A 16,146-nucleotide genomic window follows, 5' to 3' on the forward strand; every position below is an offset into this window, starting at 1 on the left:
GATATTTCCCGTTACTGAACGACAAAACTACTGAAGTACGCGCCAACAATGGGGGGAGAAGATTTACCTGAAGGATCGGGCAAAGCGCCACCATCGGTTCGCAAAATCTGGTTCACTTCCCCTTTGATTTTCAGCAACAGTTGACTGCGAACTGCGGGGTCACTCACCTTATCCGCCTGCTGAGATGCCAGCAACTGCAGTATTTGGTTTCTGATTTCTGGCATATATGCCTGAATTTTTTTATCCAGATCCTGATCATAGGTCTTCAGCTCTATCTTTACCTGAATATAATGCGTACCACCATCCGTACTCTGCAAATTGGTCACCAGAGAGCCCAGGTCAATGAACTTGGTCTTTTGCGCCTGCTCCTGCAATAGCTGCTCCTTGCTCGGAGGAGCGCTTGGCCGCAACAGGAACCACCAGGCACCCCCTGCCGCAATCAGGAGTAACAAAACCGCAATGATTGCCAGCAGAATCAGTTTTCCCTTTCCTGCCTTTTCCTTCTCCGCCATTTTCTCTGCCGACCTCCATCAACCGGGATCTCATTTCCCAAACCAACTATTTACTGAACCCTGCTCAGCGCATCCATACTCGGCCCGGGCTCATTCGACACCTCGTCCTGCCACACGCGAGACAAGGCCAAAAGGATTGCCGGACACTGGGCCAACGCTGATGGATCCGCGAAAATACGGGTGTGCGCAAATCTCAGCAGCAGTAGCCTACATAGTCGATCGGCAAGATTTTGCCGCTCCTGCGACCAAGACTTGGGCAAGTGGCTGAGCTGGTACTGCACGATTCTTTCTGCATGCGCGAGCGCGGGCCAAGGCTCCAGCGCTTCCCTGCGCCCTCCGCACGCGCGCACCCGCCGCAGGCTCTGCTCAATCCCAACGATCAGATACGGCAGGGGCACTGAAGCGCTGTGTTGCCAGGAACTTCTTCCCGTTTTCTCGCCTACCCGCAAGCGGTTTGCCACGTCTCACCTCAAGATTGCAGATCCCACTTTCTATAGCGGCACGTCATGTAGATTTCTTGAATGCCCAACTGAGCCAGGCATGATTTATGCTGAAGTCTCTCCAACATTCGCAGGAGAGCCTGTTTTATGCAGACCGGTACATGGCAAACGTCCAAAAAGCTCGCGTTGGCAATAGACAGTCGAGATACCTATCAAGAAGCATTGGAAAATCTCCTCCAGGCCTGGAACCTGTATTGGTCGGACTGGCTGGAGCAAAGGGAAACAGTTACCGCGGCACAGGCTTTGTTGCGCGCCCTGCATGATCCCGAGGCCAATCTCGCAGAGGAAGATCGTACGAGTTGGTCCGCATTGCAGCAGACTTGCCATGAGCTGCTGCATGAATTACGCGCCAATAGCGCGTCAAATAATCGACAGGGCCTTTTCAACCTGGAACTCATCCGGGCGACCACGCAATTTCAGAACACGTGCTGGAATGCATTGTGCGAGCGCCAGCGCGCCCACAGCGAAGAGGATGCATTGACGGGCCTACCGAATCGCCGCCGCTTGGCGAAGGATCTGCTGCGCGAGGAATCTCGAGTTCGGCGCGGTGCCACCGCGTGCATTGCCATCATTGACGTCGATCATTTCAAAGCTTTCAATGACCAACATGGACACTTTGCTGGTGATCAGGCATTGCGTGCCCTGGCGAAATTTCTACGCTCAGCTCTGCGTCCTTATGATGGGGTATATCGCTATGGTGGCGAAGAATTCATCCTCCTTCTGCCCGGGATGAAAGAGTCCTGTGCCCTACCGAATGCCAATAGACTGTGTCAGCGACTTGCTGCCGCACGCCTGAATTTTGACGATGGGGTTCCGTTCCAACTCCGCATCTCCATCGGGATTGCTGCCATCAGCCCAGAAGTTCCTCTCGAAAGTTCTATGGCCGCGGCGGACGCGGCGCTATACCAGGCCAAAGCCAATGGCCGCAACCAAGCTGTCCTGGGGCATGCCCATACTTTTGCAAACCAGAGAGATATCGTATCCTCGTAATAACCTCCACCTGAACTATTGGCACCGCTTCTCATGACCGAACATGATCCAAAAGAAGTCGGCATTTCTGTTCTGAAAGCGCTATTGCAGGAGAACCAAGCAGCGACCCCAGAAAACTATCGACTTTTCTACAACCGCATATATGGTTTAGAAACTGCCGGCTCCAAGAGCGGCATATCGCAGGACTGGGGAACTCTCTTGAAAGAATTTCTTTGCGAATGGGATCGCAGTCAAGCAGGGCTGAGCCACCTACAAAAAATCCAGCAGCGAAATGAGATACTGACGCTAAAACGCGAAGATCTCCTCTATACAGCGATGGCACAGCTCGTGCAGCGCTGGCAAGGTCTGGCAAGCCGCCCAAGTTCTGATTCCGCTACAAGGGTCGAGGACACTCCTCTTCTGCATCAAGTCTGGACCCGCGCCCTACGTTCGGGTTTTGCTGTTCCTCTGCGCGGCGATGCGGAAGGCCTAAATGACCTGGAGAGCATCGACCAACTCCTGGCAACGTCGGGCGATGCGGTCGAAGATCTGATCCCGCTTCTACGTAAACTCTGGGAGCGCCTGGATCGGGCGGAGGCGAAAAAAGACCGAGTTCAGGAGATCTATCAGCGCGCCCTGGATCTGCTGTTTTCTGGGAGCGCGGAATTATGCGCCAAGGACCCCTGGTTCAGCGAGCAACTGAAAATACTGCACAAGGCATTTCATCAGGAGCCAACATCCGTTCAGCAGGCGCAAGAACTTCTGTCCGGGCTGACGGAATTGCTCTACCGGCAAGAGCAACGCCGTGCCCCGGTCAGCGAGATGGACCAAGCCTTACAGGATCTTCTCCAGCTCGTCTTCCAATACGTCGAGGCCCTGACGGAGGGAAGTAGCGATACCTACAACGAGTTTGTGCGCCTGAGCACGGAAATAGAACGTAGCGATGATCCCCAGCACATTCGTGGTCTGGTTGCTACCCTGATTGAACGAAGCCGCAGCTTGCAGGATATGCTGCGGGAGTCCCGTGATGCACTGCGTCAGGCCCGCAGCCAACTGGAAGCTGCACGTGGCCGCGTGCGAAACATGGAGGAAGAAATTTCCCAGTTGAACCTCTTGGTACATGAAGATCCCTTGACGCATTTACTCAATCGCCGCGGACTGCATCTTGCGTTTGAGCGGGAAACGGCTCGAGCAGACCGACACCATCTTCCATTCAGTATTGCCATTCTGGATCTTGATCATTTCAAGAAGATTAATGATCGCTATGGACATGAAACTGGGGATCAGGTCTTGCGGCATTTTTCTGCTTTACTGCGTCAGAGCTTGCGGGCCGAGGACAGCGTCGCGCGTTATGGAGGCGAGGAATTCGTTATTCTGATGCCTGGCACTCGATCTGAACTGGCGGTGCAAATTTTGGGGCGTTTACAGGAAAATTTGCGCAATCACCCCCTGGTCAATACAAAACAGGCGCAAATCCGTGTGAGCTTCAGCGCCGGAATCGCCGCATGGCAGTCTGGCGTCACCTTGGATGCCGTTCTCTTGATCGCGGACCAGGCCCTGTATCGCGCCAAACAAGAGGGACGGGAACGGATTTATCTGGGCATGGATCCACAGGCGAGCCGCCCTGCTTGACGAACACAGATCTGGGATCTACAACTAAAAAGACCAGTGCATCCAAGGAAAAGAAATGGGCAAGAAAACAGGGGAACCTGCTCCCTATAAAGAGGAGTTGCATCGACTTCAGGTAGAGTTGGTCAAGTTGCAACGACACATCATTGCGCGCGGCGACAAGATACTCATCCTCCTGGAGGGCCGAGACAGCGCTGGCAAAGATGGCAGTATCAAGCGCATCACCGAACATCTGAGCCCCCGAGAAACCCGCGTTGTCGCCCTACCCAAACCCTCCGATCGCGAACAGAGCGAGTGGTACTTTCAACGCTACATTGCCCACTTGCCCGCAGCTGCGGAGTTCGTATTGTTCAACCGTAGTTGGTATAACCGCGCCGGAGTCGAACGGGTCATGGGCTTCTGCTCCGACAAGCAATTGGAAGAGTTTTTCCAGGAGGTCGGTGTTCTGGAAGGGATGCTGATGCGCTCCGGCATTCACCTGCGGAAATTTTACCTCGACATCAGCCGCAAAGAGCAGAAGGCGCGTCTGGCGGCGCGGGAGGATGACCCGCTCAAACAGTGGAAAACCAGCCCCATCGATCTGCAGGCGGTGAAGCATTGGAAGGACTATTCGCAGGCGCGGAATGAGATGTTTGCCCGCAGCCACAGCACCCTTTGCCCATGGACCATTGTACGTGCCGATGACAAAAAGGCGGCGCGCCTGCAAATCATCAAGGAAATCTTGCTGCGCCTGGACTACGACGGCAAGGATACGACCCTGGTCAGTCCAGATCGCAGCCTGATCTTTGACTACGACCCAACGTACGTGGAAAACGGCAGCATCGCCCCCTGATCCAGCGGCGCGCTGCACACAGCCAAGCTCAGGACCGGCGGCGGCGCGTCTTCTCCCCCTGCCCCTCCGCAAGTACCCGCTCAAATTCGATCTTGCGCTCATCCAGATTCACCTGCACCAAGCGGACGCGAATTTCCTCTCCTAATTGGAAGACCTCGCCGCTACGCTCGCCAACAATGCGATAATGCTTGGCATCAAAATGATAGTAATCCGAACCTAGGGTACTGATATGGACGAGGCCCTCGACATAGGCCTCCCGTAGGGCGACAAAGAGCCCAAAACCGGTGACTCCAGTAATGATGCCGGTATATTCATTGCCAACCTTATCGAGCATGAATTCACATTTCAGCCACTGCACGGCCTCGCGCGATGCCTCATCGGCACGGCGCTCAGTCATGGAACAGTGTTGACCCAGGTCTTTCAGCTCTACCAGCGACGGTGCCTTGATCGGCCTGCCGGCCGCAGCCGCATCCAGCATCTCCTGGATTCCGCGGTGTATCATCAGATCGGGATAGCGACGGATCGGCGAGGTGAAATGGGTGTAGGCAGGGTACGCAAGACCAAAATGCAAGCTGGTGTCGATGGTGTAATAGGCTTGCGACAAGCTGCGTAAGATAATGGTTTGGATCAGATTGGCGTCGGCACGCTCACGGGTTGCCTCGATGATCTGCGCCAGATCCGCACTGCGCGGACGCACTGGCAGCCGTACCGGTACCCCGAGCTCACCGAGAAAACGGCGCAGGTCTTCGATCTTGTCGGCATTGGGTTCCGGATGCACCCGGTAGAGCATGGGAAACTGGTGGATGCGGAAATATTGAGCGGCGCAGACATTGGCGGCAAGCATACATTCTTCGATGATGCGATGGGCAACATTCCGTTGCAGCGGCACGATGGCATCGATACGCCCCTGCGCATTGTAGAGGATACGACTTTCCTGGCTGTCAAACTCTATCGTGCCCCGCTCTTCCCGCGCCTTTGCCAAGGCCCGGTATAGGTCATGCAAGGCATGCAGATGCGGCAGTAGTTCTGCATCCACTCCTTCCGCCGCATGCTCGCCGGACAACAGCTGCGCCACCTCGTCGTAGGTAAAACGACGCTGCGAACGCATCACGCCGCGCGCAAAGCGAAATCTCTGCACCTCCCCCTGCGCGCCAATTTCCATTTCGCACACCATGCAGAGTCGATCGACATGGGGATTGAGGGAGCAGAGCCCATTGGAGAGCACTTCCGGCAGCATGGGAATGACGCGGCGCGGAAAATAGACAGAATTGCCTCGGTGACGCGCTTCCTGATCCAGGGCCGAATCCGGCTGCACGTAGCTTGCCACATCGGCAATCGCCACAAAGAGCCGGAATCCTTCCTCTCCCAAGCGTTCAGCATAGACCGCGTCGTCAAAATCTTTGGCATCCGCGCCATCGATGGTCACCAAGGGCAGATCGCGCAGATCGCGCCGCCCTTGCTTCATTTCTTCCGGCACCTCCGGCAGGATCTGCGCCGCCTCCTGCTCTAAGGCTTCCGGCCATTGGAACGGCAGGCCATAGCTGCGCACGGCAATCTCCACTTCCATACCTGGTGCCATGTGCTCGCCGAGGATCTCGACGATACGCCCCTCGGGCAGATTGCGCCCATCGGGATAGCACTCGATTTCTAGCACCACAATCTGTCCATGCGTTGGCGCCAACTCCCCCGCTCCCGTCACCACAAATTCCTGGCTGAGGCGACGATCTTCCGGCAGCACATACCGACTTTCGCCATCGGCGTGATAGCGACCCACGACCTGGGTCAGGGCATGCTCCAGAACCCGCACCACAGAACCCTCGAGGCGGCCACGACGATCCTCACCAATGACCCGCCCGAGAATGAGATCACCATGAAAGACCTTGCGCATCTCTCGCGGTGAGAGAAACAGATCCTTGCCTCCATCGTCCCGAGACAGGAAACCAAAGCCATCCGGGTGGGCGATCACCGAACCACGAATCAATTCCATGGCCTCGGCAATGCCGTAGGCACCACGCCGGTTGCGCAGCAACTGGCCGTCCCGTTCCATGGCGCGCAGTCGTCTGCGCAACGCCTCTTGATCTTCCTCAGCTACATCCAGGTCTTCAATCAGATCTTCCAGGCGCGCAGGCTGCCCCAGACCCTGGAGATAACTCAGAATGAACTCTCGGCTGACGATTGGACGCTCATATTTTTCTTTTTCCCGCTCATACATGGGGTCCCGTTCTGGGAGGGACAGGCTGGGCGACTCTTGCTCCGGCATTGACAAAAACTCCTTGCTAATGGATGATGCGCGTTATTGCCGAGGTGGCGGAATTGGTAGACGCGCTAGGTTCAGGTCCTAGTGAGCGAAAGCTTGTGCTGGTTCGAATCCAGTCCTCGGTACCACTCTCCTAAGAATTTTTTTGATCGATTCATTTCAGGTTGTTCAGGTTTCCTTGCCTTACTATCCACCAAGGCGAGACTTTTGTCCATGCGTTCGCCCGCAGTGGCCCGTGGATACTTAACCCATAAAGACTAGACGATGAATACGGAAATATTGGCAATTTTCACGGTAGGAACCAGCGCGTCAGGAAAATCTACCTGGGCTCGTGGCCTGCGAGAGAGCTTTCCGGGGCTACAGATCGAGATTCTGGAGCGCGATCAATTACGCCAGGAATTACATGGCAAGGAAAACCATACCCCGTTTTCCTGGTCCGATTGGGATAGTCGTCGCGAGGGCGAAATTCAGGAACGCTGGCTCGCGCGGGTGCGGAGCCTGCTGGATGCCGACGTGCTGGTCTTGGCGGACACCCACATCGACCCTGCACAATTGGCGCGCGAGGCCAAAGTCCTGGCAGGCTTGGAGGTTCGGGAAATGACGCTGAAATACTTTCCCGCCCAGCCATTGGTGGAACTGATTCGTCAAGATCAGAATCGCCCCTGCCCGGTGGGCGCCGCAGTACTGCGCGAACAGATTCAGCGGCTGCGGCCAGAAGAGGAGTACTGGCAGGCATTGGAGGCAGAAAGCGCTCAGCAATAGCCGGCAAAGCTGCTAGACTCAGGATCATCGCCACCGGGAGTCGCGTACTATGGAACTTCGGCCACCAGATCTCTCTACCGTCCTGCGGGAAGAACAAAAACGGCTGGGCAAATACACCAAGCCAGTAGCCTTTCTCCTGATCATCATCGGTTTTATCGGCCTCGTCAGCCCCGTCTTTCTCTCCACCCTGACGGTTGGACTGGTCGCAGCCATCCTCATTCTGGGTGGCATCTTTTGGTCCATCCACTTGTATGGCGATCAGCAACGGCATTTTTCCGATTGGTTGCGTCCGCTGTTGTTATTGATCACTGGGCTGATCATCGTCTGGGAACCCGCCGCCGGAATCGCCAGTCTCGGGTTGCTGTTCATTTTGTATTTTCTTTTGGATGCCTACCGCAACTTTACCGCGCATCAGAGTTCCGGCGGCATTGGGCGGCCCTGGTTCATTTTTAGCGGCATTATCGATGTATTCATCGCCCTGTTGTTTTTATTCACCTGGCCGCGTGGGTCGTTGGTGCTGGTCGGGATTTTTGTGGGCATCAATCTACTCTTTGATGGCATCGCGTTGCTGCTTCTAAGCCGCTTCCTGACGCCGGGAAATGACAAGTAACTACGGGAGCGGCGCGCATGAAAATACATTATATTGCGCTCATTCTCGCCGTAATTGTGGCTATCGCTGCTTGCGCTCGCGTGCCCGAGGGAGGTCAGGCAGCAACAACCATCCCAGACCAGCATAACAGCCAGACCGCGCTGGATTGGCAAGGAAGTTATGCAGGAAACCTGCCCGGAGCGGACGTCTCCGCAATCCGGGCGACCGTAGTCCTGCGCAGCAATGGGGAATATATCCAAACTCTCCAGTATGCTGATCGGTCAGGCCTATTTCGCGAGACAGGAAAATTTCACTGGCTGGCGGGGGGCAACGTGGTCGTGTTACGCGGTCCAAATGGTGGGGGCAGTCGCTTCCAAGTGCAGGAAAATGCCTTGCTTCCTCTGACCCAGGAGGATCAGCCTCTATCTGTCGGCAATCAGCAATGGCCTTTGCACAAAGTGGGAGATTTCACTAGCACACAGGAACTTTACCAGAGCTTTCGCTGGCAACTGCAATCCTTACCTGCTAACCATATAGAGGTCCATTCTGCCAGCAAGGCGCCATACCTCGTTTTTTCGCCAGCAACGCAGCACTTGAGTGGATGGGATGGATGTAATCGCATTGCTGGTGCTTACACCGTCGGAAATGATCAACACCTACATTTTGGACCCATCATCTCCACACGTATGGCATGTGCTGGTGTGACCATTGATCAGCCCTTTGCCATAGTACTCGAACATACCGCTGCATTTCGGACGGAAAAAGAACATCTATTGTTATTGGGTGGCGATGGCGCGGTACTCGCGCGCTTCCGTGCACTATCGCAACCAGAACCGCATTAGCCATCGATTTCCATAATCCATAGTGATGGTGTGCGTGGTACCGAGAAATTGTGCAATACCCCGCGGCGCAGAAGGTGCGGCTGCAGCTCCGCCCGGTCAGCGAGCCGCGTGCTCCTGCTCCAGCCGATACACCCAAGCCAGCAACTCCGCCACCGCTTGGTACAGTTTTGGCGGGATTTCCCGGTCCAAGTCCAGTTGCATGAGCAGAGCCACCAGCTCCTGAGACTCATGGACGTAGACCCCAGCAGACTTGGCCGTGGCAATGATCTGCTCGGCGATCAGGCCTTGCCCCTTGGCCACCAGGGTTGGCGCCGAGGCCCCAGGACGGTAGTGCAGTGCCGCCGCGCTTTTTTGCTTATTCTGCTTGCTCACTAGCCTCCTCGACCGCAACCTGCGGGTGCAATCCATAGGCTTGCAGAGCGTCTAACAGTTCCTGCTTCCTCGCCTGCAGCAATGCCAATACCGATGGCGTTGCCCGAATACGCATGTGCAAGGCGTCGGCGCGGATGCGCAGATGGGCGTCCAGCTTTCCCATCGCTGGCAAATCCAGCTGCACCCGACTGTCCCAGGAAGCCCCTTGCTCCTCTTGCTCCGCGTGACCGCCGCGAGAATCTTCTTGCCGACGCCCGATGGTCCAGGACACGCTCTGACCCGGCCATGGTGAAAACGTCCACAGCATCTGCTGCTGCAGGAGTGCCTGCCCTTGCTGTTGCAACAGCGGCTGCAGGGATGAGGGTAGTGCAGGCGATAACGCGGCAGATAGTGCGGCGACCTGGGTATAGGCTCCCAGGGCTTGCTGTCCCTGCCAAGAAGGCGTCTCCGTCGTGCCAAAGATCGAGCTGCTGCCCTGCAGCAAAGTCCGCCCCACATTCTCCCCGCTCAGCAGCGGACTCAACCTGCCTTGTGGCTCCTGTAACAAGCGCTGCAGAGGATAGTTTCCCTGCGCCCAAGCCTTCAGATGTCCCTCATAAAAGAGACCACTATTCTCCACCCCTTGCTGTAGTGACGCAGCCAAGAGGGTACTGAATTGCTGGCCAGCGGGATCGAGGCGAGGCAGCGATAGAGCCGCTGGTGCTGCGCCCTCACCCACCGCAGAGGCAAACAAGGTTTGGGTCAGCAAGGATAGCGACGACTTTGGCAAACTCTGCTGCGCTTGTGGCTGCAACAGCAGGAATTTGGCTTGTTCCTGTCCGCCGAGATAAATCAGAGAGAGTTGCTGGACGTCACTGGGCCAGCGCTTAGGGAGCTGCAATAGAAAATCCTGTCCCAGGATACGAACCAGGCTTTGCGTACCAGAACGCCCAACAATCAACCCAGAAAGCTGCGTCCCCGGCGCCGCAAAATTTGCCGCCGGTCTGCCTGTCGGCAGCGTCTGCCCTTCACCAATGCCGCCGAGCTGCGCCAGAATCGGAACGGGGTAGGTGGACATGGCGGCAGGCTAAGGCGTGGAGAATGGCTGATGGAAGCCATCAACCCGCTGGAACAACATCAACCCTGCCACCAACGGCGCAATTTTGCCCCCAGACCGAGAGGTTTCTGGGGCACGCCGGCCTTGCCACTCGTCAACCCCAATCCCAAGGCTTTGAGAATCTCCCGATCACGAGTCTGCACATATTGGGCAATCATTTCCCGGGAAGTCAGAGCAGTACCATCAAATTCGACACCAACGATCAGGGCATCACCTCGCGAACTATGCAAATCGGTGAAACGAACCATCCCTGGGAGCGTGATCTCTCCTCCGTGGCGCAGCTGAAATTGAACCTGAGGAAGGAATTCTCCCGCCTGCACCGGAAAATCTCGTGGTGCCGGCCGAAAAAGCGCACGCAATCCGCCCACGCTGATATCTTGCATGGTGCCGAGCAAGCGAGCGGCACCCTGACGGGTGATGGTGACCTGGTCTGGATCTTCAATGGCGGGCGGCACCCGGTACACTTGCCGCCGCTGCATCTGATACACGTTTTCAGGAAAGTCGATGACGAGTTCGTCATCTCCGCGCTCACGGAGCGTCGAGCAAAAACCCGTGATGACCCCATCTACGCGCACGAGCACCGTAACACCAGCGCCGACGCTGACCTGCTTGGGCAGGTCCACGGGAGGATCCAGGACCAGGGTGTTGGGGTTCACTCGTGGCAGGAGCATGGAGGTATAACTGTGCTCTCGCTCATCAAAAAACAGGGTACAGAACAGGTGCTCGTGCGCGACTCGCTCCAGCAGATGCAGCGCCTTACTCCCAGAGCCAAGCTGAAAATCCTTGCAGAACAATTTCTGTCGCAAATCCCGCAGATTTTCTGACATTTTCCCTGGCCCTCCCTTGTCTGGCTCAAAGGCTAGCACAGGTCGTCTCTGTCCCAAACAATCTGGACTGCAGACGATGCACCTCATCGCGCAAGCGCGCGGCCTCCTCGAACTCCAGATTGCGCGCATGGCGGTACATTTTTTCCTCCAGGCTTTTGATCTGCTTCGCCAGCTTTTGCGGATCATCGCTTTCGTAGTGGGCATCGGGCTCGGCCACCTTGGCCCGACCCTTGCCAGAACGGTGGTAGACGCCTTCGATGATATCTGCCACCGGCTTGATGATCCCTTTCGGCGTAATGCCATGTTCCGCATTGAAGGCCAATTGCTTTTCGCGCCGACGCTCGGTTTCGCGGATCGCGCGCTCCATGGACCCGGTCACCACGTCTGCATAGAGGACGGCACGACCCTCGAGATTGCGGGCGGCGCGGCCAATGGTCTGCACCAGGGATCGCTCCGAGCGGAGGAACCCCTCTTTGTCGGCGTCCAGGATAGCGACCAGCGCGACCTCTGGCATATCGAGCCCTTCACGCAGCAGATTGATACCGATCAAGACATCAAAGACACCGGCACGTAGATCGCGAATGATCTCTACCCGCTCCACGGTCTCGATATCGGAATGGAGATAGCGACATTGGATTCCCAACTCCTGCAGATAATCGGTGAGGTCCTCGGCCATCCGCTTGGTCAGGGTAGTGACGAGAATCCGCCAGCCACTGGCAATTACGCGATGAATCTCGCCGACTAGATCATCGACCTGGCCCTGTGCTGGTCGAATTTCGACTTGGGGGTCGACCAGGCCGGTAGGGCGCACGAGCTGCTCCACCACGCGACCCGAGTGTTCTAGCTCGTAAGGACCCGGGGTGGCGGAGATAAACACGGTTTGCGGCATGAGACGTTCGAATTCCGCAAACATCAAGGGCCGGTTATCGAGGGCAGAGGGCAGGCGAAAGCCATACTCGACCAGAGTTTCCTTGCGTGAGCGGTCGCCCTTGTACATACCGCCAAACTGCGGCACGGTGACGTGGGATTCGTCGATGAAGAGCAGCGCGTTGGCCGGCAAATAGTCCATCAGGGTCGGCGGCGGCTCACCGGCAGCACGCCCAGACAGATAGCGGGAGTAGTTCTCGATACCGGAGCAGTACCCCAGCTCCGCCATCATCTCCAAATCGAAGCGCGTGCGCTGCTCCAGACGTTGCGCCTCCACCAGCTTGTTGGCCTGCTGCAGAAGCTGCAAACGCTCGCGCAACTCTTCCTTGATCTGCTCGACGGCCGCCAAAACGGTTTCGCGCGGGGTAACATAATGACTCTTGGGGTAGACCGTGTAGCGCGCGAGACGGGTGATGATTTTGCCGGTGAGCGGGTCGAACAACGACACGCGCTCGATCTCATCCCCAAAGAGCTCCACCCGCACCGCCTCGTCTTCATTTTCTGCGGGCCAGATATCGATCACATCTCCATGCACGCGAAAGGTACTGCGTTTCAGCTCAAGAGGATCACGACTGTATTGCATGTCCGCCAGACGACGCAGAATGGCGCGCTGTTCCATCTGATCCCCTTCGCGCAGATGCAGGATCATGCGGTGGTAGGCGGCCGGGTCACCCAGGCCGTAGATGGCGGATACCGTCGCGACGATGATGACGTCGGGTCGCTCGAGCAGGGCTTTGGTCGCTGACAGGCGCATCTGCTCAATGTGGTCATTAATGGAGGCATCCTTCTCGATGAAGGTGTCCGAAGAAGGCACATACGCCTCGGGCTGATAGTAATCGTAATAACTGACGAAATATTCCACGGCATTGTGCGGAAAAAAACTGCGCAGCTCGGCATACAGTTGCGCCGCCAAGGTCTTGTTCGGGGCCATGACGATCGCCGGTCGCTGCGTCTGCGCAATCACGTTGGCCATGGTAAACGTCTTACCCGAGCCGGTAACGCCCAGCAGGGTCTGGAAATATTCCCCTGCCGCCAACCCCGCCACCAGCTCGGCAATCGCACTGGGCTGATCACCCTGCGGCGGAAACAGACTCTCCAGCTTCAGCAATCGCTTTTCCATTTGCCCCTGCTCCCCTAAGCCCAAGTAGCTTAGCCCGACTGCGGCAGCAACAAAAGCGCTATCGGGATCGGCAGACAGATCAACCAGATCAATCCAGCGTGGAAAGCATTTTCACCAGCTGGCGATAGAAGCGCTCAAAGGCAAGAAATTGCGGCTCCAAGTCTTTAGGCTCTGCCGTGTTCGAAGCGACAAGCAAGAGCCCTGAGGGCCGACCGAGCAATGTCAGCAGGCCCGCCGCGCCGGCCTGACCTAGGCGCAAAACCTTAGCGCCATTCTCATCGCAAATTTCCACCCTTTTCCAGCCGCTACTGAGCAGGTCATCCGGAACAATCGCATCAAGTGCCCAAGGCTTGGCAGCGCCCTGATCCGATCCAGCACGGAACTTTTCGCGCCAGCCCTGCGCCGTCAATATCGCGAAAACCGCCTGATCCCAATTTGCCGCCCGCCATAACCCGTTGACTGCCATCTGGACCAAGCTGGAAAGATAACTGCCAGATTTTGGTAACGCGTGCATATCCGCGAGGACCCGCATTTGCAGAGACACACTACCGACGATTTGGTTACTTCCAAGTGCCGGATCGTGCAAAAAATCACGCGGCAGCACTGCCAGGGCGCGCTCTCGATTTTCCCGCAAGGCCCGCAGCAACTCGCGTGGCGCTTGTTGAAATAACGGCTGTAGCCTCAACAGCTCCTTTTCCAATGCGGAGGTGTCATCGTCTCTCATCAGCTCGATCAGCAGTTTCGCCTGCGGGACCAGGCGAATTCCCGCGCAGTTGGGCAGTTGGCGCAGACTAGACAATCCCCACTGCGCGAGAAGCGAATGATCGACCTGACTGAGCGTATAACCGAGTATTTTCTGTTCCGCCTCGTTTTCCTCGTAACCGTCGTGCAGTGCCTGATGCAGGCTATCCGCCTCTGCTCCACCCGCGCACCAAAATGCGATTCGACCAATCTGACTGAGCAGCCCGGCAAGGAAATAGGGTTCGGGATCGACCCGGAATTTTTCGGCCAGGAACCGTGCCTGCCCTGCCAATTCCAGGCTGCTGCGCAGTAGTGTAAATACCCGCTCCTGATAACTGGCTGCAACCGTACTCTCGAGGACCATGGCGGAGAAACAAAGAGCACGCACCTGCCCTAAGCCTAGGATCATCAACACACGCGGTAAACTATTGAGCGGCGCCCTACCAGTACTGTACATCACGGAATTGGCCAGGCGCAGAACTTGTGCTGTCAGTGCCGGATCTCGACTGACGAACTCGCCGATTTCCGCCAAACTACGCGTTTCATCATTGGTGCTGGCTAAAATTTGTCGGATATTCGCTTTCAGCAGTGGTAGCTCTTCCCGGGCCAGCCTTTCAGCCATTTCCTTTGCGCTCATGATTATTTCTCTTTTCTACCCGAATGGTTCATAACCGCCAATAACATCAGAATCTGCGCTACCTGCTCAGTGGACATAGAAACTTTGTAAACGTGCCTCAATGATCTTTGGATTTTCCCCCTCGGCAACACCGACCAGTCCTTCGATGGTCATCTCGCGCAGGTAGCTACGCTCATGCACAATTCCCTTGATTTTATTCGACACGGGCAAAAAGAAAATATTGGCAGCGCCGACCCCGTAGATGGTGGCCACAAATGCGGTGGCGATCCCTGCCCCAAGTTTCGCTGGATCGGCCAAGTTTTCCATCACATGGATGAGGCCGAGCACTGCCCCCAGGATTCCAATGGTCGGCGAGTAGCCACCGGCGGATTCAAAGACCTTTGCGGCCTGCCGCTCCGCTGCATCACGGGCCTCCAATTCCACCAGCAGCGTATCGCGAATTTTCTGCGGTTCAGCCCCATCAACCAGCATCTGCAAGCCCTTGCGCAAAAAGGGGTCGACCACCGTGTCGAGACTGCTTTCCAATGCCAGCAATCCATTCTTTCGCGCCGTATGACTCCAGCTCAGCAATTGCTCGATCAAGGGCTGCGGATCCAATGCCGGCGCTTTGATCACCCAGGGTAGCATTTTCAACGAACGCAGAAAGACTGGTAGTTTGTATTGGATCATCACCGCGCCGGTCGTACCGCCGATGACAATGCAAAACGCCGTGAGTTGGATGATGGAGGCAACATTCCCGCCATCGAGAAATTGCCCGAGCAAGATGCCACCAATGGCTACCAGCAGGCCAAGGATGGTCAGGATATCCATTATGCCTCTTCCTGCCAGTCCAGGAGGGAGGAACGCAAGCGCAGCACGGCCTGACGCAAGATCTGTGAGACGCGGGATTCCGTCAGATCCAGCACCTTGCCGACCTCCCGCAAAGTCAGGTCTTCCTGATAATACAATGCCATGACCAGCTGCTCCCGTTCGGGTAGCTGGCTGATCGCTCGCTGCAAGTCCTGCTGAAAATGTTGCGCACTCAGGAGACCAGGGAGATCTGCACTGGTGTCGCGGAGATACTGGGCCACGAAACCTTCGCTTTCACTCGCCAGATCCTCCAGATATAACAATTGTCCACCGCCTTCCCGGATGGCCTCCTGGTACTCCATCAAGGACCAGCCCAGGCTCTGGGCCAGCTCTTCTTCACTGGCAGGACGCCCGAGCTGTTGCTCTAGGTGGCTCATGGCCTTGGCAATTTTCTGCTCGCGCTGACGGGCGCGGCGCGGCAACCAATCCTGTTCACGCAATTCATCCAACATCGCGCCGCGAATGCGAATCCCGGCATAACTCTGGAATGCCGTTTCGTTTACGCTGTCTTCCTTCTGCTCCAGGGCGTCCAGCAAACCCATCAGGCCAGCCTGCACCAGATCGCCCAGATCGACACTTGCGGGCAAGCGCGCCCGCAGCCGCTGCGCAATCCGCTGGACCAGCGGCAGATATTCTGCAACCTGGGCACTGCGAATCGCGTTTTCGACGCTGGGATCAGACATGC

16 protein-coding genes and 1 tRNA gene are annotated in these 16,146 nt (G+C 56.6%); 7 read left to right on the forward strand and 10 right to left on the reverse strand.

The window, feature by feature from the left end; translation table 11 throughout:
- Positions 1–11: 11 nt before the first annotated feature.
- Positions 12–512 (reverse strand): flagellar basal body-associated FliL family protein, encoded by a 501-nt coding sequence (locus M5D89_RS12515; RefSeq protein ID WP_248886131.1) that lies wholly within the window; start codon positions 510–512, stop codon positions 12–14.
- Positions 513–562: 50 nt separating this feature from the next.
- Entirely contained in the window at positions 563–973 is a 411-nt protein-coding gene (locus M5D89_RS12520; protein WP_248886132.1) for a hypothetical protein, read from the reverse strand.
- Positions 974–1,099: 126 nt separating this feature from the next.
- Between M5D89_RS12520 and M5D89_RS12525 the strand changes: the two genes are divergently transcribed.
- From M5D89_RS12525 to ppk2, 3 genes are all read left to right on the forward strand, one after another.
- On the forward strand, positions 1,100–2,002 hold the full coding sequence (locus tag M5D89_RS12525; protein ID WP_248886133.1) for a GGDEF domain-containing protein: 903 nt from the start codon (positions 1,100–1,102) through the stop codon (positions 2,000–2,002).
- A 198-nt stretch (positions 2,003–2,200) separates the two neighbouring features.
- Positions 2,201–3,613, forward strand: coding sequence for a GGDEF domain-containing protein (locus tag M5D89_RS12530; RefSeq protein ID WP_248886134.1), 1,413 nt, complete (start codon positions 2,201–2,203; stop codon positions 3,611–3,613).
- A gap of 55 nt (positions 3,614–3,668) precedes the next feature.
- Complete coding sequence (gene ppk2 / locus M5D89_RS12535; RefSeq protein ID WP_248886135.1) at positions 3,669–4,442, forward strand: polyphosphate kinase 2; 774 nt, start codon at positions 3,669–3,671, stop codon at positions 4,440–4,442.
- 28 nt (positions 4,443–4,470) lie between these two features.
- Here ppk2 and rnr read toward each other — a convergent pair whose 3' ends face one another.
- Positions 4,471–6,702, reverse strand: a complete 2,232-nt coding sequence (rnr, locus tag M5D89_RS12540) for a ribonuclease R (RefSeq protein ID WP_248886136.1) — start codon at positions 6,700–6,702, stop codon at positions 4,471–4,473.
- Between the two features lie 38 nt (positions 6,703–6,740).
- On the opposite strand from rnr, the gene M5D89_RS12545 reads away from it, so the two are divergent.
- The 4 genes from M5D89_RS12545 to M5D89_RS12560 all read left to right on the forward strand — a co-directional run bounded on the left by M5D89_RS12545 (position 6,741) and on the right by M5D89_RS12560 (position 8,892).
- Positions 6,741–6,827, forward strand: a tRNA-Leu gene (locus M5D89_RS12545).
- Positions 6,828–6,963: 136 nt separating this feature from the next.
- On the forward strand, positions 6,964–7,461 hold the full coding sequence (locus tag M5D89_RS12550) for an AAA family ATPase (RefSeq protein ID WP_248886137.1): 498 nt from the start codon (positions 6,964–6,966) through the stop codon (positions 7,459–7,461).
- Positions 7,462–7,510: 49 nt separating this feature from the next.
- On the forward strand, positions 7,511–8,071 hold the full coding sequence (locus tag M5D89_RS12555) for an HdeD family acid-resistance protein (protein ID WP_248886138.1): 561 nt from the start codon (positions 7,511–7,513) through the stop codon (positions 8,069–8,071).
- Between the two features lie 17 nt (positions 8,072–8,088).
- Entirely contained in the window at positions 8,089–8,892 is an 804-nt protein-coding gene (locus M5D89_RS12560) for an META domain-containing protein (protein WP_248886139.1), read from the forward strand.
- 96 nt (positions 8,893–8,988) lie between these two features.
- Here M5D89_RS12560 and M5D89_RS12565 read toward each other — a convergent pair whose 3' ends face one another.
- The 7 genes from M5D89_RS12565 to fliA form a co-directional block, all read right to left on the reverse strand.
- Entirely contained in the window at positions 8,989–9,264 is a 276-nt protein-coding gene (locus M5D89_RS12565) for an EscU/YscU/HrcU family type III secretion system export apparatus switch protein (RefSeq protein ID WP_248886140.1), read from the reverse strand.
- Positions 9,248–10,321, reverse strand: coding sequence for a flagellar hook-length control protein FliK (fliK, locus tag M5D89_RS12570; protein ID WP_248886141.1), 1,074 nt, complete (start codon positions 10,319–10,321; stop codon positions 9,248–9,250). Before fliK ends, M5D89_RS12565 begins: the two co-directional genes overlap by 17 nt.
- Positions 10,322–10,380: 59 nt before the next feature.
- Positions 10,381–11,187 carry a flagellar brake protein gene (locus M5D89_RS12575; RefSeq protein WP_248886142.1) on the reverse strand — a complete coding sequence of 269 codons (807 nt, stop codon included), beginning with the start codon at positions 11,185–11,187 and terminating at the stop codon, positions 10,381–10,383.
- 25 nt (positions 11,188–11,212) lie between these two features.
- Positions 11,213–13,234 carry an excinuclease ABC subunit UvrB gene (gene uvrB / locus M5D89_RS12580; protein WP_248886143.1) on the reverse strand — a complete coding sequence of 674 codons (2,022 nt, stop codon included), beginning with the start codon at positions 13,232–13,234 and terminating at the stop codon, positions 11,213–11,215.
- Positions 13,235–13,322: 88 nt separating this feature from the next.
- Positions 13,323–14,612 carry an HDOD domain-containing protein gene (locus M5D89_RS12585; RefSeq protein ID WP_248886144.1) on the reverse strand — a complete coding sequence of 430 codons (1,290 nt, stop codon included), beginning with the start codon at positions 14,610–14,612 and terminating at the stop codon, positions 13,323–13,325.
- Between the two features lie 66 nt (positions 14,613–14,678).
- The gene (locus M5D89_RS12590; protein WP_248886145.1) at positions 14,679–15,422 is read right to left on the reverse strand and encodes a flagellar motor protein; all 744 of its coding nucleotides are present in this window, start codon (positions 15,420–15,422) and stop codon (positions 14,679–14,681) included.
- Complete coding sequence (fliA, locus tag M5D89_RS12595; RefSeq protein ID WP_248886146.1) at positions 15,422–16,144, reverse strand: RNA polymerase sigma factor FliA; 723 nt, start codon at positions 16,142–16,144, stop codon at positions 15,422–15,424. The genes M5D89_RS12590 and fliA overlap by 1 nt, the downstream gene beginning before the upstream one ends.
- Between the last annotated feature and the right edge of the window lie 2 nt (positions 16,145–16,146).

Origin of the sequence: Acidithiobacillus acidisediminis, from assembly GCF_023277115.1 — a bacterium.
GTDB classification, from domain to species: domain Bacteria; phylum Pseudomonadota; class Gammaproteobacteria; order Acidithiobacillales; family Acidithiobacillaceae; genus Igneacidithiobacillus; species Igneacidithiobacillus acidisediminis.